Source organism: Streptomyces sp. NBC_01261 (genome assembly GCF_036226385.1).
Lineage (GTDB): Bacteria > Actinomycetota > Actinomycetes > Streptomycetales > Streptomycetaceae > Streptomyces.
The window spans coordinates 4,496,671-4,522,706 of record NZ_CP108463.1 but is presented as its reverse complement, the minus strand read 5'-3'; the positions used below and the strand labels follow the sequence as shown (position 1 = coordinate 4,522,706).

The window sequence follows — 26,036 nt, the reverse complement described above, 5'->3', positions numbered from 1 at the left end:
GCTTCGGAAATTAGCAGCGCCCACTGACAACGCCCTGCGACCATCGCCCCATGGACAACAGCGGGAGCGGTACGGGCAGCTTCGAGGACCTCGTCGCGGAAGGCGTCGCCGTTCCCACCGAGGGCTGGGACTTCTCCTGGTTCGAGGGCCGGGCCACCGAGGCGCGGCCCTCGTGGGGGTACGCGCGTTCGGCCGGGGACCGGCTCTCGCGCGCGACCACCGCCCTGGACGTGCAGACCGGGGGCGGGGAGGTCTTCGACTTCGCCCTGAGCCGGGCCGCCGCACAGCCCCCGATGCTCGTCGCCGCCACCGAGGGCTGGCCGCCGAACGTCGCCAAGGCCACCGAACTGCTCCGCTCGCGCGGTGTCGTGGTGGTCGCCGTGCCCGAGGACGCCCCGCTGCCCTTCGCCGACGCCGCGTTCGACCTCGTCCTGAGCCGCCACCCGGTCCGCGCCCACTGGCCGGAGATCGCCCGCGTCCTGCGCCCCGGGGGCACGTACTTCGCCCAACACGTCGGCCCCCGCAGCGCCTTCGAACTCGTCGAGCACTTCCTCGGCCCCCAGCCGGAGGCCGTGAGCGGCGCCCGCGACCCCGAACGCGAACGGGCCGGCGCCGAGGCGGCGGGGCTTGGGATCGTCGAACTCCGCGCCGAGCGGCTGCGCATGGAGTTCCACGACATCGCGGCCGTCGTCCACTTCCTGCGCAAGGTGATCTGGATGGTCCCCGACTTCACGGTCGAGGCATACGAGCCCCAACTCCGCGCCCTGCACGAGCAGATCGAGGCCACGGGCCCGTTCGTGACCCACAGCGCCCGCCACCTCTTCGACATCCGCAAGCCGACCGGATGAGACGCACCGGGCGACCTCACTTCATGTCCCCCATACGTGCACAGGTTTTCCACATCGTTATCGGGATCCACTCGCATCCCGCCCGCCACCTCACGTAAGTTCAGACCAAGGTAATTCGCGTGAGCAAAGCCGCGCGGTCGGCACCGTGCGGTGGAGGGGGCCGCGCGGTGCCCTGCCCCGTCAAGCGGACGTTCGCTGACGGCGTCACCCCTGAGAGCGACACGCCGGGGGTCGGCGGAAAACCTCCATGTTCTCCTTGGGATCCACTGTGAATCGGCCATGATCAGGGCCGGAATCAGGGGTTCCACACCCCCTGACGCGTCGTCGGACGGTTTCGGAGAGTAGTTGTGGCGCGCTGATGCGCGCAGCATCACTTACGAAGGGTTATGGTGGAAACCCCCCCCTCGGGCCGGTCCGTATCCCCCCCACGGACCGGCCCGATTTTTTTGTGCCCTGCGGCGACCGTCCGCACATCGGGCGGGTCCGACCTTCGTGCCGAACCGGGATGAGCCCAGACACCCCTTGGGGGAACAGGGCTCCAGCGGGGGTAGGCTTCGACGCCGGGGACTGCCATCCACGGAGGGGCTGACAACACGTGAACCTGCGCGACACCCTGCGCCGCCTGCTGGTCAGGTTCTACGCACGCAGGGTGGGAGGCCATCTCGACCACGCTCAGGTGCCCAAGCACGTCGGCGTCATCATGGACGGCAACCGGCGCTGGGCGAAGGCGGCCGGCTCCACCACCGTCCAGGGGCACCAGGCCGGCGGCGACAAGATCGAGGAGTTCCTCGGCTGGTGCAGCGAGACGGACGTCGAGGTCGTGACGCTCTGGCTGCTGTCGACGGACAACTTCGACCGCCCCCAGGAAGAACTCGGCCCGCTGCTCGGCATCATCGAGAACGTCGTCAGCTCCCTCGCCGCGGACGGCCGCTGGCGCGTCCACCACGTCGGCACCCTCGACCTGCTGCCGTCGGGGATGCAGTCCGCCCTCAAGGAGGCGGAGGAGTCCACCGCGCACGTCGACGGGATACTGGTCAACTGCGCCATCGGCTACGGCGGCCGCCAGGAGATCGCCGACGCGGTCCGCTCGATGATCCTGGACGCCGCCGACAAGGGCACCTCCATGGAGGAGCTCGCCGAGCACGTGGACGTCGACCTCATCGGCAAGCACCTCTATACGGGTGCCCAGCCCGACCCCGATCTGGTGATCCGCACGAGCGGCGAACAGCGGCTGTCCGGATTCATGCTCTGGCAGACGGCCCACGCCGAGTACTACTTCTGTGAAGTCTTCTGGCCGGCCTTCCGCAAGGTCGACTTCCTGCGCGCGATGCGTGACTACGCGGCGCGACACCGGCGTTACGGCGGATGAAGAGGCCGCTACGGCGCGTGACGGGCCGTGGCGGAGAATGATCGGGCCGCTACGGCGGATGACGGACAGCACCCCGGTACCACCCCCCTTGGGACGTAAGTAACAAGGAGTTCACCAGGGCGCCGTCATATGCCGTGGCATGGCGGCGCATGTTCGAGGGCATAAGCCAAGCAGGTCGACGCCCGAACCACGGGTGTCGTATCTCAGCGGACGGCACGGGGCCGTCCGCCCGGGAGGCCCTTTGCACCAGTTCGACCGTGCGGTCAGTACGGGCGAGACGGAGGGCCGGTTCTCGGCCCGCGCATCGCGGCCTGGACCGGTCCAGCTCCTCTCCGTCGCTCCCCGACCTCTTCCGAGGGGGTACGTCCTTCCGTGGTGACCAGCACAAAGCGCCGCATGCCTGACCGGCGCACCTATGTTCTCGACACCAGCGTTCTGCTGGCCGACCCGAACGCACTGAACCGCTTCGACGAGCACGAAGTCGTGCTGCCGATCGTCGTGGTCACAGAGCTGGAGGCCAAGCGGCACCATCCCGAACTCGGCTACTTCGCCCGGCAGGCCCTGCGCATGCTGGACGAGTTCCGCGTCCGGCACGGTCGCCTCGACGCCCCCATCCCGATCGGGGAACTCGGCGGCACCGTCAGGGTCGAGCTCAACCACTCGGACCCCAGCGTGCTGCCCAGCGGCTATCGCCTGGGGGACAACGACTCCCGCATCCTCGCGGTCGCCCGCAACCTGCAGGCCGAGGGGTACGACGTCACCGTCGTGTCGAAGGACCTTCCGCTCAGGATCAAGGCATCCTCCGTCGGACTCCTCGCCGAGGAGTACCGCGCGGAGCTCGCCATCACGGGCTCCTCCGGCTGGACCGGAATGTCCGAACTGACCCTGCCGGGCGAACAGGTGGACATCCTCTTCGAGGAAGGCCACATCTACGTCCCGGAAGCCGCGGATCTTCCCGTGCACACCGGTCTCACGATCCAGTCCGAGCGCGGCAAGGCGCTGGGCCGGGTCACGGCCGAGGGCAACGTCCGCCTCGTACGGGGCGACCGGGAGGCGTTCGGCATCAAGGGCCGCAGCGCGGAGCAGCGCATCGCGCTGGATCTGCTGCTCGACCCGGACATCGGGATCCTGTCGATGGGAGGCCGGGCCGGCACCGGCAAGTCCGCGCTCGCGCTCTGCGCGGGCCTGGAGGCGGTCCTGGAGCGGGGCCAGCACAAGAAGGTGATGGTCTTCCGGCCGCTGTACGCGGTGGGCGGACAGGAGTTGGGCTATCTGCCCGGCTCCGAGGCCGACAAGATGGGCCCCTGGGCCCAGGCGGTCTTCGACACGCTGTCCGCGGTCACCAGCCGCGAGGTCATCGAGGAGGTCACCGCCCGCGGGATGCTGGAGGTCCTGCCGCTCACCCACATCCGCGGCCGCTCGCTGCACGACGCGTTCGTGATCGTGGACGAGGCACAGTCCCTGGAGCGGAACGTCCTGCTGACCGTCCTGTCCCGGATCGGCGCCAACTCGCGGGTGGTCCTCACCCACGACGTGGCCCAGCGGGACAACCTGAGGGTCGGTCGCTACGACGGTGTCGTCGCCGTGGTGGAGAAGCTGAAGGGTCATCCGCTCTTCGCGCATGTGACCCTCACGAGGTCCGAGAGGTCCCAGATCGCGGCGCTTGTGACCGAAATGCTGGAGGACGGCCAAATCTGAGGTAGTACAGGCCAGTTGGCGCCGCTCCGTAAAGCCGATGAGCTTAGCGGGGCGGCGCTTCGGCGTCTTGCTGTTTCTCCAAATCCCGTGGGGCAAACGGGATGTGAGCTTTCACACGCAACTCAGAATTGCCACCCGGCGTCCGGTTACGGCAGAGTCTCATTCCTGTCAGGCCCCGCATACGACACACGCGTACCCCCAGCGGTATGCACCACTTGAGCATCACAGTCAACTCCACAGCGAAGTCGTATGCCGCCCGCTCTCCACGCGGCGCTCCCCGAGCGGGAGTTGCCCACCGGGCCCGTGCCTCCCGTGACCCCGTAGTTGGGAGGCCAGTGTTCAGGGGCACGATTGCGTCCGCCAGGGTCACCGAAGCGGACGATGCTGGAAGGACACCGTGTGAGCCGGATTTCGGTCCGGGGATTCGCAGTGGCTTCGGCCACCGCGGTCACCGCCGTCGGAAGCGTCGTAGGCGTTGCCTCGGGCAGCGTCGCACAGGCGCAGAACAATGACGCCGAGACGACGGCAGCCGACACCACGCTCCTGGCGGACATCCCCACGGGCCAGCAGGCCCAGGTACAGACCGCCTCCTTGACGCAGCAGGCCGACGCCCAGGCGATCCAGGCCGACGCCAGCGCCAAGAAGGACGCGGAGGAGTCGGCCCGCCTGGCCGCCGCCAAAAACGCCGTCGCCAAGAAGGTGGCCGCGGAGAAGGCGGAGAAGGCAGCCAAGGAGAAGGCCGAGGCGAAGGCCGCGTCCGCCAAGGCAAGCAGCTCCTCGTCGAGCTTCCCCGTGCAGAGCTCCTACACGGTCGCGCAGATCCAGTCGATGGCCGCCTCCATGGTGCCCAGCGGCCAGTACCAGTGCTTCAGCAACATCGTGGACCACGAGTCCAGCTGGAACTACCGCGCGGTCAACGCCTCTTCCGGCGCCTACGGCCTCTTCCAGGCCCTGCCCGGTTCCAAGATGTCCTCGGTCGGTTCGGACTGGCAGACGAACCCGGCCACCCAGATCAAGTGGGGCCTCAACTACATGGACAGCCGCTACGGCAGCCCGTGCGAGGCCTGGTCCTTCTGGCAGGCGAACAGCTGGTACTAGAGCAGGCACGGGACCGGAGTCCGTTCCGGTCCGCTCAACCTCACGAGGCCCCTCCCCGTCATAGGGGGAGGGGCCTTCGCCCTGTACGGTCGGACACGCAGCGACTCCAGGGGGGAGTAGTGGGGCAGGACGGGGGAAGAGGACAAATCATGTCGCGTGTACCAGGATGGCTCGGCAAGGTCGGCGCCGGACTGAGCGAGATGGGGGAGCGGTTGGACGAGCGCCGCACCGAGGTGGCCAAGGAACACGCCGAGGCCGCGCCCGAACCGCCCGCCGACGACCTCCGACCCCCGCAGCCCGTACCGGTACCCGTGGTCATCGCCCGTGACCGCCCCGAGCCGGCGCTCGCCGTGCCCTGGGGGGTGCGGGTCGCCGCGGAGGCCGGCTGGCGGCTGCTGATCCTGGCCGGCACGGTCTGGGTCCTGATGCGCGTCATCAGCGCCGTCCAACTGGTGGTCCTGGCCTTCGTCGCCGCCCTCCTGATCACGGCACTGCTCCAGCCGACGGTGACCCGCCTGATCGGCTACGGCCTTCCGCGCGGCGTCGCCACCGCCCTCACCGCGATCCTCGGCTTCGTCGTGATGGGGCTGATCGGCTGGTTCGTGACCTGGCAGGTCATGGCGAACATCGACAACCTCTCCGACCAGGTCCAGAACGGCGTCGACGACCTGCGCAACTGGCTGCTCAAGGGCCCGTTCCACGTCACCGAGAAGCAGATCAACCAGATCGCGAAGAACCTCCGCGAGGCCATCGGCGCCAACACCGACCAGATCACCTCGGCGGGCCTGGAGGGCGTCCAGGTCATCGTCGAGGCGCTGACCGGCATCCTCCTGACGGTCTTCTCGACCCTCTTCCTCCTCTACGACGGCCCGCGCATCTGGCAGTGGTCGCTGAAGCTGGTGCCCGCGGCGGCGCGGCCGGCGATGGCGGGCGCGGGTCCTCGCGCGTGGCGCACGCTGACGGCCTACGTCCGCGGCACGGTGATAGTGGCCTTCATCGACGCGGTCTGCATCGGCGTCGGCATCTACTTCCTCGGCGTGCCGATGGCCGTACCGCTGGCCGTCTTCATCTTCCTGTTCTCGTTCATCCCGCTGGTCGGCGCGGTGGCCTCCGGCGCGCTGGCGGTCGTCGTCGCGCTGGTCACCCAGGGCGTGTTCACGGCCCTGATGACCCTGGCGGTGGTCCTCGCGGTCCAGCAGATCGAGGGCCACATCCTCCAGCCCTTCATCCTGGGCCGCGCGGTCCGGGTGCACCCCCTCGCGGTGGTCCTCTCGGTCGCCGCGGGCGGGATGATCGCGGGTATCGGTGGCGCGGTCGTGGCGGTGCCGCTGGTGGCGGTGCTGAACACGGTCGTGAGCTACCTGAAGTCGTACTCCCAGGAACCGGCGTCGAATCTGTCCCCGAAGCCGCGGGGGGCGACGGCGGTGTCGGCGACGCCGACCGATTCCGAGCCGTCGGACCAGGCGCCGTAGAAGCACGACTTCCCACTCACCCACCCGTTCACCGGCAGTGAACGGGTGGGTGAGTGGGAAACTGGGGCCGGCGAGACGGACGGTCGGCCGAACTCACACGGCGGCAAGAACCGCTTCCGCCTCCAGTGTGACCCCCACCGCCTGAACCACGGACGCGATCTTGAACGCCTCCTGGATCACCTCGCGCTCAACACCCGCCTTGCGCAACACCTGTTCGTGCGAGTCGAGACACATCCCGCACCCGTTGATCGCGGACACGGCGAACGACCACAACTCGAAGTCGACCTTGTCGACCCCGGGGTTGCCGATGACGTTCATCCGCAGCCCCGCGCGCAGCGTGCCGTACTCGTGGTCGGACAGGAGATGACGCGTCCGGTAGAAGACGTTGTTCATCGCCATGATCGCGGCGGCGGACTTGGCGGCCGTGTACGCCTCGGGCGACAGGTTGGCCTGCGCCTCGGGCGCCAACTCCCGGAGTACGAGGGGGGATCGGGAGGCGATCGCCGTGGCGAGGACCGTGCCCCACAGCTGTTGCGCCGGCAGGTCGGAGTTGCCGATGACCGAACCGAGGTTGAGCTTCAGGTCCTTGGCGTAGTCCGGTATGGCGGACTTCAGGGTGTCCAGTGACATCTCAGGTCACTTCCCGGCCAGCAGTGCGCCCGCGTCGAGCGTGTCGTCACCCTTGGTCCAGTTGCACGGGCAGAGCTCGTCCGTCTGGAGCGCGTCGAGGACCCGGAGGACCTCCTTCGGGTTACGGCCGACCGAGCCCGCGGTCACCATGGAGAACTGGATCTCGTTGTTCTGGTCCACGATGAACACCGCGCGCTTGGCGAAGCCGTCCTCGCCCTCGATGCCGAGGTCGCGCATCAGCTCGTGCCGGGAGTCGGCCAGCATCGGGAACGGCAGGTCGCGCAGGTCGTCGTGGTCCTTGCGCCAGGCGTGGTGGACGAACTCGGAGTCGCCGGAGAAGCCGAGCACCTGGGCGTCACGGTCGGCGAACTCGTCGTTCAGCCTGCCGAAGGCGGCGATCTCGGTGGGGCACACGAAGGTGAAGTCCTTGGGCCACGCGAAGACGATCTTCCACTTGCCCTCGTAGGTCTTGTGGTCGATCTGCCGGAACTCCTGGCCCTTCTCCAGCGAGACACAGGCGGTCAGATCGAACGACGGGAACTTGTCACCGACAGTGAGCGCACGCACTCCTTGCAGCGGAGAAACACCCAAGCGGAATGGGTGCTTCTCGTGGTTTGGTCGGCCCTGATCCTGGCACAACGTGCATTGATTGTGGAAATAGCTACACTGGGTCGTGTTGATCGGAGGCGGTTATCAGTGACCGTTAGTAATACGAGTAAGAGGCGCCAGCCCAGCCTCGCGCAGCTGCGCGCCTTCTCCGCGGTCGCCGAGCACCTCCATTTCCGGGACGCCGCGGCCGCGATCGGCATGAGCCAGCCCGCCCTCTCCGGTGCCGTCGCCGCGCTGGAGGAGACCCTCGGCGTCACCCTTCTGGAGCGCACCACCCGCAAGGTCCTCCTGTCGCCCGCCGGCGAGCGGCTCGCCGTACGGGCGAGGGCGGTGCTGGAGGCGGTCGTGGCGCTGCTGGAGGAGGCGGAGGCGGTGCGGGCGCCGTTCACCGGGGCGCTGCGGCTCGGGGTCATCCCGACCGTCGCGCCGTATCTGCTGCCGACCGTGCTGCGGCTGGTGCACGACCGGTACCCGGACCTCGATCTCCAGGTGCACGAGGAGCAGACCGCGAACCTGTTGGAAGGGCTGACCACCGGACGCCTCGACCTGCTGCTGCTCGCCGTGCCCCTCGGTGTGCCCGGTGTGGTCGAACTCCCGCTGTTCGACGAGGACTTCGTGCTCGTCACCCCGCTCGGTCATCCGCTCGGCGGCCGGTCCGGGATCCCGCGCGAGGCGCTCCGTGAGCTGAACCTGCTGCTGCTCGACGAGGGGCACTGTCTGCGCGACCAGGCGCTCGACATCTGCCGGGAGGCGGGGCGGGGGGACGCCCCCGTCACCACGACCGCCGCCGGACTGTCCACGCTGGTGCAGCTGGTCGCCGGCGGGCTCGGGGTCACGCTGCTGCCGCGTACCGCCGTGCGCGTCGAGGCGACCCGCAGCGACCAACTCCTCACCGGCTACTTCACCGAGCCCGCCCCGACCCGCCGGATCGCCCTCGCGATGCGCACCGGTGCGGCCCGCCGCGCCGAGTACCAGGAACTGGCCGCCGCCCTCCGCGAGGCGCTACGGCCGTTGCCGGTACGGGTGTTGGGCGGCGACCGGCCCGCGCCGACCGGCAACTGACCTGCCCCCGTTCGGTCAAATGGGCGTCGGACAAAGGAAATCGCACGGCGGTAATTCTCAACTTCCGTCACCCGCGGGCAGGTAGCGAGAAACCCGTCCGGAATATGCGCGCGGACTGATACACCTTCACCCCTCAGCGCTACACGTCAGTTACGTGTACGAAAAGCCTAGGGGAGTGATGTCGGGCATTCGGGATTCCCTCGGCCGGGTCGGTCACGACCTGCTCGCGCGGGCTCTCGCGACCTGTGGGCGCGAGGAGTTCACCGGGGGACTGCGGGTGTCCGGCAGACCCGGCGGCACCTTCCATCTGCGCGGCGGACTCGTCGTCGCCGTGGAGAGCCCCGGCGCTCCGGGGCCCGAGGCGCTGCTGCTGCGCTCCGGCCGGGTCGGCGGCGAGCAATGGGCCGATCTGGTACGGGAGTCGGGCGGCACGCGCTGGCCGCTGGACGGGCTGGTCGCCCACGGGTACGCGGGCGCCGCCGAGTTGCGGATCGTGTGCGTGCTGGCCCTCCACGACGCGGCCTTCGCGGTCGTCGCCGGAGACATCGACGACTGCGAACTCGCCCCGGACGAGCGGCCGTTCGCCCCTGTCACGCTCGGCGAGCCCTCGTCCCGGCTGCTCCAGGACGCGGCCCGGAAGGCCGCCGCGATCGCCGCGCTGCCGTATCCCGTACGGCCCGACCGGGAACGCCCGCGGCCCCCGGCGTACGGCGTCGACGAGGCCGGACTCGGGCTGCTGCAACGGGAGTTGCTCGCCCATGTCGACGGCCGCCGTACCGCGCGCGATCTCGCCTTCCGTGCCGGGCGCGGGGTCTACCCGGTCACCGCCGAGGTCGCGCGGATGCTCGCCGAGGGGCTGCTGGAGTGTGCGGACACCCCCGTGCCGATCGCGGTCCGGGTGCCGGCCGAGGCACCCGTCGTACGCCGTCGTGAGCAACCGGCGCCCGCGCCACCGCAGTTCACCGCGTCCACCGAGCTGCCCCGGCGCAATCCGGGTGCCAGCGGTATCACCGAGACTCTCGTCCCCGAAAAGAGCGGGGCGGGCTGGAAAGGGTTCTTCCGCCTGCGGAACGGAACCTGGAAATGACCCCGATGGACACAAGCGATCAGTTTTAGGGGAGTTGAGTAAGTGGATCACAAAGCCCTGACTTTGGAAATGCGCGAACTGCGGGAAAAGGTGACCGGTATCACCGACACCGCGCTCACGGCGGCCGACGGACTGCTCATCGCGGCCGACACCGCCGACACGATCGACCCGGAGGGCCTCGCCGCGCTGGCCGCGGCCGGCCTGGGTCTGGCCCGGCGCACCGCCGAGGCCACCGGCCGCGGCACGCTGCGCCAGACGGTGACGTACGGCAGTCACGGCTGCGCCGCGACCTACGCCGTCGGCGACACCGCCCTGATGGTGGTGCTCGGCGACGAGGGGATGGACATCGACCGGCTGCACCTCGCGGCCCGGCCGACGCTCGACCGGATCGAGTCGATCCTCACGGAGAAGGCGTCAGAAGGAGTGTGAAGGGATGGCGACAAAACGTATGACTCCAGGATTCTCCGACCAGGTGATGGGCCTGGTCAAAACCCTCCGTACCGATGCCCCCGACTGCGTGGCCTCGGGTGTGGTCGACATGTCCACCGGCATGCTGCTGTCGTACGAGACCATCGACAACCACCCGCCAGAGGTCCTCGACCTGCTGGCGGGTGCGACCCTCGACCTGTTCCAGGGCCGGACGGTCGCGATGATCGAGGACGTCTTCAAAGAGCGTCGCGGGATCACCAGTGACCACCACTACTTCCAGGAGATCCTCGTCAACAGCGAGAACCTCACCCATTTGTTCGTGCGGATGACCGAGCAACAGGACGTCGTCGCCGTGGTCGTCTGCCGCAAGTCCGTCAACGTGGGCATGCTGTTCGCCCAGGTCCGGCGCGTGGTGCGGGAGTACGGACTCTGACACCGGGCGGGCGGACGGGTCGCGGACGGGCCGGGGGCAGGCCCTACTCCGTGCGCAGCCCGTCCGGCCGCATCATCCGCAGCAGCGGCGGCAGGCTCAGCAGGGTCACCCCCAGGACCACCGCCGCGCCGATGCCGGTCATGGCCAGCACGCTGGACCAGTCGATCCGGATCGCCGTGGCGCTCATCTTCAGCAGCACCGCGCCCAGGGTCAGCCCCACCACCGTGGCCAGCACCAGGCCGAGGCCGATCGGGATCGCCGTCTGCCACAGCACCGACAGGCTCAGCGTGCGCCGCCGGGTGCCGAAGGCGACCAGCGCCGACAGCAGCTTCCTGCGCTCCCGCAACTGCTCCAGCTGCGACACCAGCAGACTCGCCCCGATGAGGAGCAGCACACAGCCGGCCCCGATGAACAGCCCGGTACGGATCGAACGGAACTGCGGCGACTCCGTGTTGAGCGCCAGCGTGAACACGTCCGCCAGCGGGTCCATCCTCGCGGCCGTGTTCCGTACGTGGTCGGTCGCGTCCGGCACCGCCAGGTCGAGCGTGACGAACACCCGCTGGTCCAGGCCCTTCACCGCGTTCGCGGGCAGCGCGCCCGAGGTGATCAGCAGCCCGTCCCGGGCGTAGCCGGTCGGGTCCTTGCGCGGGGTCGCCGTCTTCATCCCGGCCGGTACCTTCCAGGCGGCCGGGGTGGCCGAGGTCTGGTCGTACGACGGGTCGAAGTAGACCGTTCCGCCGGCCCTGGACAGCCGCTTCGTCATGGCGACGGTCCCGCTGTCGGTGCTGGTGATCCGGAAGATGTCACCGTCGCGGCAGGCCGTCAGGTCGGCCACCTCACGCAGTTGGGCGCAGCTGCCGACGGACACTCCCAGCTCGTCGTTCGGGTTCTTCGCCCGGTCGCCGACCGTGCCCTGCGAGATGGCCGACGTACCGCTCACGCCTTTGGTCGCCGCGATGTTCCGGTCGGCCTCGGCCAGCGAGGTGCCGCTGGCGACGGAGACCTCCATCTGGGCCCGGTGCAGGTCGTTGCCGGTCGGCTTGGTGTAGTTGCCCTGGACCCCGGAGAACAGCATCTGCAGGGCGATCGCCCCGGCCACCGCGACCGCGATGCCGTTGACCATCCGGGCGGCCGTACCACTGCTCAACTGGAGCCTGCGGACGGCGAGTTGCCAGGACACCGAGCCGGAGTTCAGCCGCGCCACGGTGGCCTCGACGACCCAGGGCAGCAGGGCGGTGACGCCGACGAGCAGCAGGACCGTGCCGCCGATCACCAGCCACTGGTTGAAGTTGCCGTTGGAGTCGCCCTTGCCGGTCATCGGGTAGAGCATCGCGAGACCGGCCAGCGGCAGCAGCAGCCGCCACCACAGCCGGCGGCGCGGCGGCTTCGCCTTGCGGACCACACCGAGCGGCTCGATGACGACCCCGCGCAGCGCGAAGAGCGTCACCAGCACGGCCGCGGCCGGTACGGCGACGGCGACGAGCAGGGCGAGCGCGGGCGACGGGTTGAGGTCGCTGGGGTACAGGCTGATGTCCCGCACGTCTATGAGGGACGCCAACTGCCGCCCGACCAGGAAGAATCCGGTGCCGAAGACGAGCCCGAGGAGCGCCCCCGCGAGCGCCTCGCCGCCCGCGATCCGGCGTGCCATCCGCCCGTCCGCGCCGACCAGCCGCAGGGCCGCGAGCCGCCGGTCCCGGCGTTCGCCGCCGAAGCGCACGGCCGCCGCGATGAACACCGCGACCGGCAGCAGCAGCACGATGAACACGATCAGGATCAGCAGGAGCAGCACCGGGTCCAGCTCGTCGGGCTGGTTGCCCGGGGAGGGCCCGTAGTAGTTGATGCGCTCGACGCTGCCCCCGGACTGACGCCCTTCCAGTGCCTTCCCGCCCGCGTAGTAGGCGAGTTCGGCGGGCCCGACGAGTCCCCGGTCCGCGATGGTGCCGGTGATCCGGTAGGGCAGCCGCTCGCGCAGCAGCTTCCCGGAGTCCGACTTCAGCAGCTTGTCCAGCGCGGGGGAGACGACCATGTCGCCCACCGCGGGGAACGTCGCGACCCCCGGCGGCAACGGCGCCTTGGTGCCCTCGGGCTCCAGCAGCCGGCCGCGGACGTCCTTGGTGCGGAACGTGGTGTCCGTGTCCGCGACGACGACGGTGTTGTCCGCCTTCGGCAGCAGCTTCCCGCTGTACGTGAAGTCCATCCGGGCGTTGCCGCGCGCGTCCCGCTCGGACAGCGCGTTCGGCAGTGCGGTGGTGAGCAGCAGCAGCGCCACCCCGAGCCCGACGCCGACGGCCGTCAGTACGGCCCGCACCCAGCCCTCACGCCCGCCGCCGAAGGCGAACCGCACCCCCATGGCCAGATCGGCCGACCACTGACGCACGTTCATACGACGCGCTCCATGTCCCTGGACTTGCCGTCCCGTACGACGATCTCGCGGTCCGAGTACGCGGCCACCCGCGCCTCGTGCGTGACCAGCACGACGGCCGCGTTCGTGGACCGGGCCGCCTCGGTGAGCAGCTCCATCACGCGCTCGCCGTTGAGCGAGTCGAGCGCGCCGGTCGGCTCGTCGGCGAACAGCACCCGCGGGCTGGTGACCAGCGAGCGGGCGACGGCGACGCGCTGCCCCTGTCCGCCGGAGACCTCACCGGGCCGCTTCTTGGCGAGGTCATCGACCTCAAGCCGCTCCATCCAGCTCAGCGCGGCGCGCTCGGCCTCCTTGCGGTGCGTGCCGTTCAGCCGCAGCGGCAGGGCCACGTTCTCGACGCAGGTCAGCTCCGGCACCAACTGGCCGAACTGGAACACGAACCCGAACTCCGAGCGGCGCAGCGCACTGCGCTGGGCGTCGCTCATGGTCGCCATCTCCTGCCCGTTGTACGTGATCGAGCCCGAGTCGGGCGGCACGATCCCGGCGAGACAGTGCAGCAGCGTCGACTTCCCCGACCCGGAGGGCCCCATCACGGCGACGACCTCGCCGGGATGGATGGAGAACTCCGCGCCGTCCAGCGCGGTCGTCGGCCCGTAGGCCTTGCGCAGCTCCTGGGCCGCGAGCAGGGAACCGGCGGGATGTGTCGTCACTTGGCCACCACCTCGGCGAGTTTGTCGAGGCGCGCGGCGGTGAGCTCCAGCCACCGCAGGTCGGCCTCCAGATGGAAGAGGGCGTGGTCGCAGATCAGCTGGTCCGCGAGATCGCCCTTGCGCTTGCGGTCGGTCAGGATCCGCATGCTGCGCAGATGCTCGGAGCGCTGCACGTCGAGGATCTCGGCCGCGTTCCGGTGGGTCAGCAGCGCGAGGACGACCTTGGTGTAGAGGGCCGACTGCAGATACGGCTCGGGCTTCTCCGGCGTGGCGAGCCACTTCTGTACGTCGGTGATCCCGGCGTCGGTGATCGCGTACCGCTTGCGCTCGGGACCGCCGCCCGCCTCTATCCCGTCGACCTCGACGAGACCGTTCTTCAGCAGGCGGGACATCGTGGAATAGACCTGGCCGTAGTGCAGTGGCCGGTCGTGACCGAACTTCTCGTCGAAGGCCCGCTTCAGGTCGTAACCGTGACGCGGGCCGGACTCCAGGAGCCCCAGAAGGGTGTGACCGATGGACATGCGGAGCACTCTACACACGGGGTATACCCGGTGTGTATACGCACGGTGTGTAGATCATGGCGGGGGGTACCGCCGTGCAGGTGGGAGCCGATTGTCACGGTTCTGTCATTGAGGTGGCGCGGGTGGCCGACCGCGACGGGGGATGGGGCCGGCCTCGCCGGGCAGCCGACCCGCCTCCGCCAACGCCCTGCGCAGCAGGAACTCGATCTGCGCGTTCGCGGACCGGAGTTCGTCCCCGGCCCACCGGGCGATCGCGTCGTACACGGAGGGGTCCAGCCGCAGCAGCACCTGCTTGCGCTGCTGCGGCCTGCGCTTCGCCTCGGAGGCCTCGGAGGGTTCGGTCACTGGTACAGGGTGCCCGTGTTCAGTACGGGCTGCGGCGCCCGGTCCCCGCAGAGCACCACCAGGAGGTTGGAGACCATCGCCGCCTTCCGTTCGTTGTCCAGCTCCACGATGTCCTGCTCGGTGATCCGGGCCAGTGCCGCCTCGACCATGCCCACCGCGCCGTCGACGATCTGCCGCCGGGCCGCGACGACCGCCCCGGCCTGCTGCCGCTGGAGCATCGCCGAGGCGATCTCGGGCGCGTACGCGAGATGAGTGAAGCGGGACTCGATGATCTGGACGCCGGCCGCCTCGACCCGGGCGCTCAGTTCGACGGCGAGCTTCTCGGTGATCTCCTCGGCGTTCCCGCGCAGCGAGAGCCCGCCCTCGTCGTGGGCGTCGTAGGGATACTCGATGGCGATGTGCCGTACGGCCGTCTCGGTCTGGGTGGCGACGAACTCGGTGTAGTCGTCGACCTCGAACGTGGCCTGCGCGGTGTCGCGGACCTTCCAGACCACGACCGCGGCGAGCTCGATCGGGTTGCCGTAGGCGTCGTTGACCTTGAGGGCCGCGGTCTCGTGGTTGCGGACGCGGGTCGAGATCTTCGTGCGCGAGGTGAACGGGTTCACCCAGCGCAGCCCGTCCCGCCGGATCGTCCCCTGGTACCGCCCGAAGAGCTGCACGACCCGTGCCTCTCCCGGCGCCACCGTGTTCAGCCCGCTCATCGCGGTCACGGAGGCGAGGAAGAGAAGGATGCCGCCGATGATCAGCGCGGCCTTGCCGCCGGCCCCGTCGACCGCGGTGGCGGTGATGATCAGACCGACGGAGACCAGCACTCCGGCCAGCCCGAGAGTCAGCGCGAGTCCGCCGCCGATGGAGTGCGCGGTGAACTCCCGCACGCGCGGCGCAGGCATGTCGGGCACGTCTGCGGGTACTTCGGTGGTCATGATGCTCCCCCATAGCTTGGTTCTAGCAATCTGATATCAGATTGCCCGTCCGTGGCAACCCTCAACCCCTCTCGTACGTCGGTTCCATAGGGACGGGTGCTGATTGTCACGTCCGGAATGGACCGGATCGACAGTCCTTTGTCACAACTCCTGGTGTTAGCTTTCTGAGCTGACTTGACGGGCGAACCTGTGTGACACCAGAGCACAAGAGAGCGAAGCGGAGCGAAACGGACTCATGGGACGAGCGGAAGAGAGACGAGCGCGCCAACGCGGTGGCCACCGCGCGGCGCCCAAGACCCGCCGCTCGTCGGGGGCGGACGGCACGGGCGCGAAAGAGGGCTCGGGCGCCAAGGACGGCAAGAGCTTCATACGCAGGCTCTTCACCTGGAAGAAGATCCTCGGCACGTTCCTCGGCTTCTGCCTGCTCGGCATCGGCGCGTTCATCGTGCTCTACATGATGATCAGCATTCCCGCGGGCAACGCCGACGCGAAGCTGCAGAGCAACGTCTACAAGTACAGCGACGGCTCGATCCTGACCCGCAAGGGCGATGTGAACCGCGAGAACGTCGACCTCTCGCAGGTCCCGAAGGGCGTCCAGCGGACGTTCGTCGCCGCCGAGAACAAGACGTTCTACCAGGACGCCGGCGTCGACCTCAAGGGCACCGCCCGCGGCCTGCTCAACACGCTGTCCGGCAAGGGCGCGCAGGGCGGTTCGACGATCACCCAGCAGTACGTCAAGAACTACTACCTGACCCAGGACCAGACCGTCACGCGCAAGCTGAAGGAAATGGTCATCTCGCTGAAGCTGGACCGCGAGAAGTCCAAGGACTACATCCTCGCCGGATACATCAACACCAGTTACTACGGCCGCGGCGCCTACGGCATCCAGGCCGCGGCCCAGGCCTACTACCGGGTCGACGCCAAGGACCTCGACGTCCAGCAGGGCGCCTATCTCGCCGCACTGCTCCAGGCTCCGAACCAGTACGACTGGGCGATCGCGACCGACACCGGCAAGAAGCTGGTGCAGGCGCGCTGGAACTACGTCCTCGACAACATGGTCGGGCAGGACTGGCTGAGCTCCACCGAGCGCGAGGCCATGAAGTTCCCGGTCCCCAAGGCGCCCAAGGCCGAGGCCGGCATGGCGGGCCAGACCGGTTACATGGTGACCGCCGCCAACGAGGCTCTGGAGAAGCAGCTGATCGCCTCGGGGCAGGCCGCCAACACCAAGGACGCCGAGACGCTGGTCAGCGCGGGCGGCTGGACGATCACGCTCAACATCGACAAGAAGAAGCAGGCCCAGCTGGAGAAGTCGGTCAAGTCCCAGCTGACCGGCAAGCTCGACGCCAAGAAGCGCAAGGTCGACGGCAACGTCCAGCCCGGCGCGGTGTCGGTGAACCCGAAGACGGGCGCGGTCGTGGCGATGTACGGCGGCGCGGACTATCTGAAGCACTTCACGAACAACGCGACCCGCAGCGACTACCAGCCCGCCTCCACCTTCAAGCCGGTGATCCTGGCCGCGGCCCTGGCCGACGAGGCCAAGACGCAGTCGGGCAAGACGATCACCACCAACACGCTCTACGACGGCACCAGCAAGCGCCCGGTCGTGGGCAGCGACATCGGGTTCGCGCCGGAGAACGAGGACGACCAGGACTACGGCAAGGTCACCGTCCAGACGGCGATGAACAAGTCGATCAACTCCGTCTTCGCGCAGCTCGGTGTCGACGTCGGCATGGACAAGGTCCTGAAGACCGCGGGCGAACTGGGCATGGACACCGGCGACTTGAAGGCCGTACCGGCGCAGACCCTCGGCACCATGGGCGCGAGCCCGATGGAGATGGCCGGCGTCTACGCGACCTTCGACAACCACGGCAAGAAGGTCACCCCGGCGATCATCAAGTCGGTCGCGCACAACACGCGCACGGTCACCATGCCGAACCCGATCGGCGCCCAGGTCGTCCCGCGCGAGGCCGCCGACACGGTGTCCTCGGTGCTGACCGGTGTGGTCGACGACGGTACGGCGAAGGTGTCGGTGGCCGAGAACAGCAAGCGTGACGGGCAGCAGGTCGCGGGCAAGACGGGGACCTCCGACAACAACAAGTCGGCCTGGTTCACCGGCTACACGCCCGACCTGGTCACCTCGGTGGGTCTGTTCGGTGAGGACGCCAAGACCCACTCCCAGGTCCCGCTGACCGGTGCGACCGGTCTGATCACCGCGGGCGCCGGCCGTATCAACGGTGGCGGTTACCCGGCGCAGATCTGGGCGACGTACATGTTCGGAGTGACCAAGGCGAACGGCAAGTTCGACCTGGACACCGACCAGGGCGCGGCGGTCGAGCCGGACTTCACGCCGACCGCGACCCCGACCCCGTCGGCGACGCCGTCCCCGACCCCGACGACCAAGTCGCCGTCGCCGACCCCGACGACGGAGTCACCCACTCCGACCCCGACTCCGACGCCGACCCCGACACCCACCCCGACCCCGACGATCAGTCCGCCGACGACACCGACCGGCGACAACACGGACAACCCGTTCGACCAGCTCGACCAGTAGTCAGGTCGCACGGAGAGAGGGCGCCCGGCACTTCGCCGGGCGCCCTCTCGCGTACCGCTGGGTGAACTCGCCTGCCGCTAGGCGAAGTTCGCGGCGATCCGATCGCCGAGTTGCTTGTCGACGTTGTGCCAGTACTGCAGGGCGCGGTCGAGGACCGAGCGGGAGACGTCGGCCTTCAGGTGGCCGGTGATGTTCGCGACGAGGCGGTCGCGGGCCGCGTCGTCGAGGACCTCGCGGACCATCGTGCCCGCCTGGCCCCAGTCGTCGTCCTCACTGTGCGACTTCGTTGCCTCGCGCACGAGTTCACCCGCGGTCTGCCAGCTCGCCGGGTCACCGAACTGCCCGTAGTCGGCCGCGGGGCCGCCGTAGGAGTTCGGTGCGTACGGCCGCGCCGCGTTGGACGCCTCGTACCGCATCGGGCCGTCCTTGGCGTACGAGTTGACCGGGGAGTGCGGCCGATTGGGCGGCAGCTGGGCGTAGTTGGGGCCGATCCGGTACCGGTGGGTGTCCGGGTACGAGAACAGCCGGCCCAGCAGCATCTTGTCCGGGGAGGGGCCGATGCCCGGGACCAGGTTCGAGGGCTCGAAGGCGGCCTGCTCGATGTGGACGAAGTAGTCGTCCGGGTTCCGGTTCAGGGTCATGCGGCCGACGTCGATCAGCGGGTAGTCCCCGTGCGGCCAGACCTTCGTCAGGTCGAAGGGGTTGAAGCGGTAGTCCGCCGCGTCCTCGAACGGCATGATCTGGACCTTGAGGCTCCAGCTCGGCGCGTTCCCGGACTCGATCGACTCGTGCAGGTCACGGCGGTGCTTGTCGCCGTCCGACCCCGCCAGCTCGTCGGCCTCGGCCTGCGTGAGGTACTCGACGCCCTGGTCGGTCTTGAAGTGGTACTTCACCCAGAACCGCTCACCGGCGCCGTTGATCCACATGTAGGTGTGGGAGCTGTAGCCGTTCATGTGGCGGTACGTCTTCGGGATGCCCCGGTCGCCCATCAGCCAGGTCACCTGGTGTGCCGACTCGGGGGAGAGGGTCCAGAAGTCCCACTGCATGTCGTTGCTGCGCAGCCCGGTCGCCGGGTGGCGCTTCTGCGAGCGGATGAAGTCCTGGAACTTGATCGTGTCACGGACGAAGAAGACCGGGGTGTTGTTGCCCACCATGTCGTAATTGCCGTGCTCTGTATAGAACTTGAGCGCGAAGCCACGGGGGTCCCGCCAGGTGTCGGGCGAGCCCTGCTCGCCGGCGACGGTGGAGAACCGCGCCAGCATCTCGGTGCGTTTGCCCGGCTGGAAGAGGTCGGCCCGGGTGAACTGGCTGACGTCGTTGGTGACTTCGAAGAAGCCGTACGCTCCGCTGCCCTTGGCGTGCACCACCCGCTCGGGGACCCGTTCCCGGTTGAACTGGGCCATCTTCTCGATGAGGTAGTGGTCCTGGAGCAGGATCGGGCCGTCGGGGCCGACGGTGAGCGAGTGTTCGTCGCTCTCCACCGGGATACCGACGTTGTTCGTCGTGTACGGAGTGTGCTGGGGTGCCTGCGTCACGAGCGTCCTCCTGTTCGGAAGAAAGTAGGTCGCTTTCGCTTCGCGTACCCCAGCAGTCAACTCCGACGCCGGTATGTCGGCAACTTTTGGACGATGTCTAATTCCGGTTCAGTTCGAACCAGACCACCTTCCCGGTGCTCAGCCGCGTGGCTCCCCACCGACGGGCCAGTCTGTTGACCAGATACAGCCCGCGTCCGCCCTCGTCCGTGGCCCGCGCCTGCCGCAGCCGCGGCAGCTGGGGCACGTCGTCCCCGACCTCGCAGCGCAGCACGTCGGTCCGCAGCAGACGCAGAGTGACCGGGCGCGAGGCGTACCGCACGGCGTTGGTCACGACCTCGCTGACCAGCAGCTCGACGGAGTCGGTCATGTCCTCCATGCCCCAGCGGGCCAGCGCGCGCCGGGCCAGCCGGCGGGCCTGGCCGGGGGCCGAGTCCTCCGGGTCGAGGAACCAGTACGCCACGTCGCTGGGCGCGATCCCGTCGAAGCGGGCGGCGAGCAGCGCGATGTCGTCGTCCCGGTCACCCGGGCCGAGCATGTCGAGCACCTCGTCGCACAGGGCTTCCAGGGGCGGCGGGTGATCGGGTCCGGTGAGCTGCGCGACCGCGGCGAGCTTCTCGCGCAGCTGCTCTATCCCGGTCCACACGTCCCGAAGCCGAGACTCGACCAGCCCGTCCGTGTAGAGCAGGAGGGTGGCTCCCGCGGGGGCGTCCAGCTCCACGGCCTCGAAGTCGACCCCGCCGACGCCGATCGGGGCGCCGGGCGGCACCCGCAGGACCTCGGCCCGGCCGCCCAGGTGCAGCAGCACCGGCGGCGGATGCCCCGCGTTGGCGATGGTGATGCGGTGCGAGACCGGGTCGTAGACCGCGTAGAGGCAGGTCGCCATGCGGTCGGTGCCCAGCCGCTGGGCCTGTTCGTCGAGGTGGTGCAGGACCTCCTGTGGGGGCAGGTCGAGACCCGCCAAGGTCTGTGCGGTGGTGCGGAGTTGGCCCATGATCGCGGCCGAGGTCATGGAGTGGCCCATGACGTCGCCGACGACCAGGGCGACCCGGCTGCCGGGCAGCGGGATCGCGTCGTACCAGTCGCCGCCGACACGTGCCGTCTCGGCGGCGGGCAGATACCGGGACGCCAGCCGTACGCCGGTGGGGCGCGGGAGGGTCTCGGGGAGCATGGTGCGCTGGAGCTCGTCGGCGATGTACGCCTCACGGCCGTAGAGCACGGCCTTGTCGATGCCGAGGGCGCTGTGGGTGGCGAGCTGGGCGGCGACGAGGAGGTCGTCGGCCTCGAACGCCATGCGCTCGGGGCGGCGCAGGAAGAGCGCGGCGCCGATCACCCGGCGCCGGCCGCGCAGCGGCGCGAGGATCGCGCGCTGACCGGCCGGGACGATCAACTCGCCCCCCTCGCCGAGGAGTTCCGGCAGTGCGGCACGGGCGGCGGGCGAGTCCGCGAAGACCGGACGTACGCCCCGCAGCACCTCGTTGAGCGCGCCGCCGGGCCGTACCTCGCACAACTCGGCGGTGACCGCCGACAGTTCGGAGGGCTGCTCCGGCTGTATCGCGGGCATGAAGCCGTTCTCCGTGTCCCGCTCCTCCGGGATGCGGTCGGTGCGGCGCAGGCGCAGCACGACGGGACCCGTGGGCCGCTCGTCGCCCACCGGGAGCGGGTCGCGGAGATAGACCAGGATCGCGTCCGAGAACGTCGGCACGGTCGCCCGGCACAGCCCCATGACGATCTCGTCGAGGTCGATGCCGCGGGCGATCCGCCGGGTCGCGGCGCCCACGAAGCGCAGCCGGTCCCCGTCCCGCCGCATCGGCATGGGACCGCCGGGCGGCAGCCCCTGTCCCGTACGGCGCTCCTTGGCGGCGGCGTCGGAGACCTCCCCGACGCCCGGCTGAGCCGGGATGCCGTCGGGCGAGGGGCGCGGGCGGTGGGCGTCGGGTTCGGCGGCCGAGGGCTGGGAGTGCTCGGAGCCACCTGCGGTGTCGGGCTTCACAGGGGTACCTGCCGGGTCCTTCCCCTTGGCGCGGGACGTGCTCGTACCCGGCGCCGAAGGCGGCTCGCCGGTGCGTGCCTGTGCCGGTAAGCCGGCTCCACCGGACGGCCTGGACGGCGTCGAGGTGTGCAGGAGCGCCCCGCGGGGGTCTGCGGGGTCCGCGCCGCTCGGGCGCTCGAACGAGGTGGGGTGCTCCGTCACGCGTGTCGAATCCGTCCGTCCGGGACCATCATGGCCCTGTCGTCACATTCCCGCCTGCCTCGCGGGGTCTGGCACGCACTCCCCCTCTGCCCAAAGGCGTGGGGGGACCCCCAGCCGCGTTGTCGTCGGTCGCCATGGCTGCGCCATGCCTCCCTCCTCCGCCTTGCAGCTGCACGCACCAGACCCCGCGAGACCCGCCCTTCGGGCGGACGACGGGAATGTGACGACAGGGCCATGCGCCGCACGTGCGGATCGTCCCGCTGAAATGCCGATACCCGGAATACGTGCCCCAGGAACGGAATTCCCGCGTGGTCGGAGGCTGTTCCTGTGCCACCGGCGGACCGGCGGCACGAACCGCTGTCGCCCTGATACCCCTCGCTCACGTCCTGCCGCCCCTCGGTGACGTCTGGTCAGTCCCGGTACATGCCCCGGGAGTTGCGCGGTGCCCTTGCGGAGGACGATCCTACGGTTGCGCACCGGGGGCGCATCAAGGGTCTCATGTGGACATGTGCGCGGGGGTGCGGTCCCAGTCCTCCGGAAGTGAAGGTACAGCCCAGGACGGATCCGGGCGCCAGTGCTGCCAGCCGTCCGCGAACGGAGACCCCCACGCGCGGATCGTCTCGATCGCCGACCAGCCCGCTTCCCTGACCCGCTCGGCGAGTTGGGGATCCATCAGACCGTCCCGCTGGGCCTGCGCGAACTCGTCCTCGTCGAGCCAGTGCCAACTGCGGTCCGGGTGGACGGAGATGTCCAGGAAGTGATCCACGGAGTCGACCCCGCCGTCCCAACGGACCTGTGGTTCCTCAAGGTTCACGTACCAGTTCTTGAACCGCCATCCGGGTTCCCAGAAGAGCCACACCGACCAGGGCTCACCGGGCCGCGCCAGCTTCAGCACACCGGTGCCGAACCAGTGGTCGCGCCGGACCGTACGCGGCTTCGTGTACCGGGTCTCCAGCGGCTCCCCGTGCACCGACGTACCGTCCGCGAGCACCGGCCGCACGCACTCGGTGCCGGGCGCCATCCAGACCGCGAGCAGCTCCTCGTCGTCCCGGACGACCGTGACGGGGCGGGCGATGTGGAAGCGCGGTCCGGCGTTCTCCCGGTAGCGCCACAGGATCTGATCCCCGGGCGCCCAGAAGGCCGTAGACGTACCCGCTTCCACCGCTCGTACCGCTCCACCGTCTGTCATGAAGAGATATTAGGTGCCCCGGGCATACGACGCTGCGGTGCGCGTCACGGTTCACGCCAGGACGACAATTGGTTACGGACGCGTCATCCGCAGGACATCGAGGGCCTCGTCGAGCTGCGCGACGGTCAGGTCACCGCGCTCCACATAGCCGTTCTCCAGCACGACCTGGCGGATCGTCTTCCGTTCCGCCAGTGCCTTCTTGGCGACCTTGGCGGCCTCCTCGTACCCGATGTACTTGTTGAGCGGAGTGACCACGGCCGGCGAGGACTCGGCGTATTCACGCGCCCGTTCCCGGTGCGCGACGATCCCCTCGACGGTCCGGTCGGCGAGCAGCCGCGAGACGTTGGTGAGCAGCCGGATCGACTCCAGGACATTCTTGGCGATCACCGGCAGCATGACGTTGAGCTCGAAGTTGCCCGCGGCCCCGGCGGTGGCGACCGTCGCGTCATTGCCGACGACCTGCGCGGCGACCATGAGCACGGCCTCCGGAATCACCGGGTTGACCTTGCCGGGCATGATCGACGAGCCGGGCTGCAGATCGGGCAGCGAGATCTCCGAGAGCCCGGTCCGCGGCCCGGACGCCATCCACCGCAGATCGTTCGCGATCTTCGTCAGCCCTACGGCGATGGTCCGCAACTGCCCGCTGGTCTCGACGATTCCGTCCCGCGCGCCCTGCGCCTCGAAGTGGTCCCGCGCCTCGGTCAACGGCAGCCCGGTGACCAGCGCGACCTCGGCGATCACGGCGGCGGAGAAGCCGGGCGGTGTGTTGATCCCGGTGCCGACGGCGGTACCGCCCAGCGGCAGCTCGGCGAGCCGCGGCAGTGAGGCCTCCAACCGCTCGACGCCGTAGCGCACCTGCGCCGCGTACCCGCCGAACTCCTGCCCCAGCGTCACCGGCGTGGCGTCCATCAGGTGGGTCCGCCCGGACTTCACCACATCGGCGAACTCGATGGACTTGCGCGACAGCGCGCCCGCGAGATGCTCCAGCGCGGGGATCAGGTCGTGGATCACGGCACCGGTGGCCGCGATGTGGATGGAGGACGGGAACACGTCGTTGGACGACTGCGAGGCGTTGACGTGGTCGTTCGGGTGGACGTCCTTGCCGAGCCGCTCGGTCGCGAGGGTGGCGATCACCTCGTTGGTGTTCATGTTGGACGAGGTCCCGGACCCGGTCTGGAACACGTCGATCGGGAAGTGCTCGTCCCACTTCCCGGCGGCCACCTCACGGGCGGCCTCCTGGATCGCCTCCGCGATGTCCTTGTCGAGTACGCCGAGTTCGGCGTTCACCTTCGCGGCGGCACCCTTGATCCGGGCGAGCGCCTCGATGTGGGCGCGCTCGACGCGCTGACCCGAGATCGGGAAGTTCTCCACCGCCCGCTGGGTCTGCGCCCGCCACTTCGCGTCGACCGGGACCCGCACCTCCCCCATCGAATCGTGCTCGATACGGAACGGACCCACTGTCTGACCGTCGGCCATCGCCGATCACCTCCTGTGGGGGACAGCATCGCGGACACGTCCCGTGTTCCCACCTCACCGGAAGGAAACGGAGTGTCCCGGCCGCGCGCTCAGTGGACGGGCCCGGTGCACACCGGCTGCCCGCCCACCTCGGCGCAGGCCTGCGCCCCGCGCGGGTCGGCGGCGGCCAGCATCGGGCTGCTGTAGCCGTCCGAGCGGTGGCCCGGGTACTCGGCGGACAGCTCGTCCTGCCCCGCCCTGATGGAGATCTCCCGCGCCCCGGCGACCCGGGTGCGCACTTCCGACCAGACGGTGGCGCAGGACGGCGAGTAGCGCAGCAGCACGACCTGACGGGCCCGGGTCACGACGCTCTCCGTACGGGCGTCCCGCGCGCAGGTCTCGGAGGACGGCAGCGCCCCCTGGCAGCCACTGCCCCGGCAGGAGGCGACCGTGTGATCGAGGACGCCGGCGGCACCGGCGGTGACCGCGACCGTGGTGGCCATCGCGGCGAGGGCGACGAGCGCGCGGGTCGGGGGCCGGAGGCGGAACCGGCGGGGCCGTACGGACGGGACGGGGGCCGGGGTCGGAGCCCGCGGCGGGGGAGGCGCGGGCCGGGACTGCTCCCGGGCCGCCGCGTCCCACAGGGAGAGCAGTGCCCCGGGTTCGGCGTGCGCGAGCCGGGCGAGAGCCTCGACGGCCGCCCGGGGCGGGAGTTGGTCGCCGTTGAGATAGCGGTGCCAGGTCGACTTGCTGAACGGGGTGACGGAGGCCAGCGCGGCCAGGCTCAGCCCGGTCCGCCGCTTGAGGAGCCGGAGCCGTTCCGTCAGGAGCGGCCCCGCGTCGTCGTCAGGGCCGGACAGGGGCTGCTGCGGTCCGACCGTCACGTGGCTTTCCATCGAGCTCCCTGTTCCCTGTTCCCCGCTGCCTCGCCGTACCGGGGCGACCGCGGTGATCCGTTCCCGGGGGAGGTGCGGGGCCACACCCGGATCGCCCGAATATGCCGGAATATGAAGGGGTGTTGACCCGGCGCCACCCGACGGGACGCATGGGACTGTCCCGTCGGGTGGCGCCGTGGGTCAGACGAGGGTCAGCACCAGCGGACGGCGCTGTGGTGGTGGACGTAGTGCGCGGAGACGTACCCCTCGTGGTGCGGGAGCTTGTACCAGCGGTGGTTGCCGAAGACGTCCGACCCGCGCGTCTCGCAGACGATGGGCAGCGCCCGCCCGACCGGCCGCGTGCCGACGACGCGGTAGCCGGTGCCGGGGCCGGAGCGGACGTTCAGGTGCCGGTAGTGGTGGGTCGTGACCCGGCCCCAGGCGGGGGCGGTGACGTGGTGCCGGGTGGGGTTCGCCGGGTGGGCGGCCGGGGCGGCGACGGCTGTCACGGGGAAGAGGGCGACGGCTGCGATCGCGGCGACGAGGCCGTTGCGCAGAGTGCGTCGGATCATGGGGGTTCCTCCGAGTGGACCGAGGACCACGGGCTGTGATCCAGTCAGCTCGGAGCTTTTCCGGCAAACCGG

General features: G+C 69.6%; 23 protein-coding genes. 10 read left to right on the top strand and 13 right to left on the bottom strand.

The features are described 5' to 3' along the window. The first annotated feature begins 50 nt into the window (after positions 1 to 50). The 5 genes from OG226_RS19490 (at position 51) to OG226_RS19470 (ending at position 6,485) form a co-directional block, all read left to right on the top strand. A complete protein-coding gene (locus OG226_RS19490) occupies positions 51 to 848 on the top strand; it encodes a class I SAM-dependent methyltransferase (RefSeq protein WP_328679522.1) in 798 nt (265 codons plus the stop codon). Positions 849 to 1,443: 595 nt separating this feature from the next. Continuing rightward, on the top strand, positions 1,444 to 2,217 hold the full coding sequence (locus OG226_RS19485) for an isoprenyl transferase (protein ID WP_328679520.1): 774 nt from the start codon (positions 1,444 to 1,446) through the stop codon (positions 2,215 to 2,217). 372 nt (positions 2,218 to 2,589) lie between these two features. Further along, the gene (locus OG226_RS19480) at positions 2,590 to 3,915 is read left to right on the top strand and encodes a PhoH family protein (protein WP_328679518.1); all 1,326 of its coding nucleotides are present in this window, start codon (positions 2,590 to 2,592) and stop codon (positions 3,913 to 3,915) included. A 381-nt stretch (positions 3,916 to 4,296) separates the two neighbouring features. Further along, positions 4,297 to 5,013 carry a lytic transglycosylase domain-containing protein gene (locus OG226_RS19475; protein ID WP_329349584.1) on the top strand — a complete coding sequence of 239 codons (717 nt, stop codon included), beginning with the start codon at positions 4,297 to 4,299 and terminating at the stop codon, positions 5,011 to 5,013. 149 nt (positions 5,014 to 5,162) lie between these two features. Then, positions 5,163 to 6,485 carry an AI-2E family transporter gene (locus OG226_RS19470; protein ID WP_329349583.1) on the top strand — a complete coding sequence of 441 codons (1,323 nt, stop codon included), beginning with the start codon at positions 5,163 to 5,165 and terminating at the stop codon, positions 6,483 to 6,485. 93 nt (positions 6,486 to 6,578) lie between these two features. Here OG226_RS19470 and OG226_RS19465 read toward each other — a convergent pair whose 3' ends face one another. Beyond that, the gene (locus tag OG226_RS19465; RefSeq protein WP_328679514.1) at positions 6,579 to 7,115 is read right to left on the bottom strand and encodes an alkyl hydroperoxide reductase; all 537 of its coding nucleotides are present in this window, start codon (positions 7,113 to 7,115) and stop codon (positions 6,579 to 6,581) included. Positions 7,116 to 7,121: 6 nt separating this feature from the next. Then, a complete protein-coding gene (locus tag OG226_RS19460) occupies positions 7,122 to 7,682 on the bottom strand; it encodes a peroxiredoxin (RefSeq protein ID WP_329349582.1) in 561 nt (186 codons plus the stop codon). 129 nt (positions 7,683 to 7,811) lie between these two features. Here OG226_RS19460 and OG226_RS19455 point away from each other — a divergent pair, with 129 nt between their 5' ends. The 4 genes from OG226_RS19455 (at position 7,812) to OG226_RS19440 (ending at position 10,735) form a co-directional block, all read left to right on the top strand. Next, complete coding sequence (locus tag OG226_RS19455; protein WP_329349581.1) at positions 7,812 to 8,786, top strand: LysR substrate-binding domain-containing protein; 975 nt, start codon at positions 7,812 to 7,814, stop codon at positions 8,784 to 8,786. A gap of 178 nt (positions 8,787 to 8,964) precedes the next feature. After that, a complete protein-coding gene (locus tag OG226_RS19450) occupies positions 8,965 to 9,873 on the top strand; it encodes a MarR family transcriptional regulator (RefSeq protein WP_329349580.1) in 909 nt (302 codons plus the stop codon). A 69-nt stretch (positions 9,874 to 9,942) separates the two neighbouring features. Then, positions 9,943 to 10,302 (top strand): roadblock/LC7 domain-containing protein, encoded by a 360-nt coding sequence (locus OG226_RS19445; RefSeq protein WP_328686357.1) that lies wholly within the window; start codon positions 9,943 to 9,945, stop codon positions 10,300 to 10,302. 4 nt (positions 10,303 to 10,306) lie between these two features. Beyond that, the gene (locus OG226_RS19440; protein WP_026150674.1) at positions 10,307 to 10,735 is read left to right on the top strand and encodes a hypothetical protein; all 429 of its coding nucleotides are present in this window, start codon (positions 10,307 to 10,309) and stop codon (positions 10,733 to 10,735) included. A 43-nt stretch (positions 10,736 to 10,778) separates the two neighbouring features. Here the strand turns inward: OG226_RS19440 and OG226_RS19435 are convergent, their stop codons facing one another. The 5 genes from OG226_RS19435 to OG226_RS19415 all read right to left on the bottom strand — a co-directional run bounded on the left by OG226_RS19435 (position 10,779) and on the right by OG226_RS19415 (position 15,596). Beyond that, positions 10,779 to 13,118: an ABC transporter permease gene (locus OG226_RS19435; protein ID WP_329349579.1), complete on the bottom strand. Its 2,340-nt coding sequence runs from the start codon at positions 13,116 to 13,118 to the stop codon at positions 10,779 to 10,781. Continuing rightward, positions 13,115 to 13,807 carry an ABC transporter ATP-binding protein gene (locus tag OG226_RS19430; RefSeq protein ID WP_327401591.1) on the bottom strand — a complete coding sequence of 231 codons (693 nt, stop codon included), beginning with the start codon at positions 13,805 to 13,807 and terminating at the stop codon, positions 13,115 to 13,117. The genes OG226_RS19435 and OG226_RS19430 overlap by 4 nt, the downstream gene beginning before the upstream one ends. Then, positions 13,804 to 14,328, bottom strand: coding sequence for a PadR family transcriptional regulator (locus OG226_RS19425; RefSeq protein WP_033286588.1), 525 nt, complete (start codon positions 14,326 to 14,328; stop codon positions 13,804 to 13,806). The genes OG226_RS19430 and OG226_RS19425 overlap by 4 nt, the downstream gene beginning before the upstream one ends. 105 nt (positions 14,329 to 14,433) lie before the next feature. Beyond that, on the bottom strand, positions 14,434 to 14,673 hold the full coding sequence (locus tag OG226_RS19420) for a hypothetical protein (protein WP_328679496.1): 240 nt from the start codon (positions 14,671 to 14,673) through the stop codon (positions 14,434 to 14,436). Beyond that, positions 14,670 to 15,596 (bottom strand): SPFH domain-containing protein, encoded by a 927-nt coding sequence (locus OG226_RS19415; RefSeq protein ID WP_329349578.1) that lies wholly within the window; start codon positions 15,594 to 15,596, stop codon positions 14,670 to 14,672. The genes OG226_RS19420 and OG226_RS19415 overlap by 4 nt, the downstream gene beginning before the upstream one ends. Before the next feature lie 235 nt (positions 15,597 to 15,831). Here OG226_RS19415 and OG226_RS19410 point away from each other — a divergent pair, with 235 nt between their 5' ends. Next, positions 15,832 to 18,147 (top strand): transglycosylase domain-containing protein, encoded by a 2,316-nt coding sequence (locus OG226_RS19410; RefSeq protein ID WP_328679492.1) that lies wholly within the window; start codon positions 15,832 to 15,834, stop codon positions 18,145 to 18,147. 77 nt (positions 18,148 to 18,224) lie between these two features. Here the strand turns inward: OG226_RS19410 and OG226_RS19405 are convergent, their stop codons facing one another. From OG226_RS19405 to OG226_RS19380, 6 genes are all read right to left on the bottom strand, one after another. Further along, on the bottom strand, positions 18,225 to 19,682 hold the full coding sequence (locus OG226_RS19405; protein ID WP_329349577.1) for a catalase: 1,458 nt from the start codon (positions 19,680 to 19,682) through the stop codon (positions 18,225 to 18,227). A 97-nt stretch (positions 19,683 to 19,779) separates the two neighbouring features. Next, positions 19,780 to 21,873, bottom strand: coding sequence for a SpoIIE family protein phosphatase (locus tag OG226_RS19400; protein ID WP_328679488.1), 2,094 nt, complete (start codon positions 21,871 to 21,873; stop codon positions 19,780 to 19,782). Between the two features lie 496 nt (positions 21,874 to 22,369). Further along, entirely contained in the window at positions 22,370 to 23,062 is a 693-nt protein-coding gene (gene fomD / locus OG226_RS19395; protein ID WP_328679487.1) for a cytidylyl-2-hydroxypropylphosphonate hydrolase, read from the bottom strand. Between the two features lie 72 nt (positions 23,063 to 23,134). Then, positions 23,135 to 24,538, bottom strand: a complete 1,404-nt coding sequence (locus OG226_RS19390; RefSeq protein WP_328679486.1) for a class II fumarate hydratase — start codon at positions 24,536 to 24,538, stop codon at positions 23,135 to 23,137. An 89-nt stretch (positions 24,539 to 24,627) separates the two neighbouring features. Then, complete coding sequence (locus tag OG226_RS19385; RefSeq protein WP_329349576.1) at positions 24,628 to 25,401, bottom strand: helix-turn-helix domain-containing protein; 774 nt, start codon at positions 25,399 to 25,401, stop codon at positions 24,628 to 24,630. 203 nt (positions 25,402 to 25,604) lie between these two features. Continuing rightward, complete coding sequence (locus OG226_RS19380) at positions 25,605 to 25,964, bottom strand: SH3 domain-containing protein (protein ID WP_328679482.1); 360 nt, start codon at positions 25,962 to 25,964, stop codon at positions 25,605 to 25,607. Positions 25,965 to 26,036 lie beyond the last annotated feature (72 nt).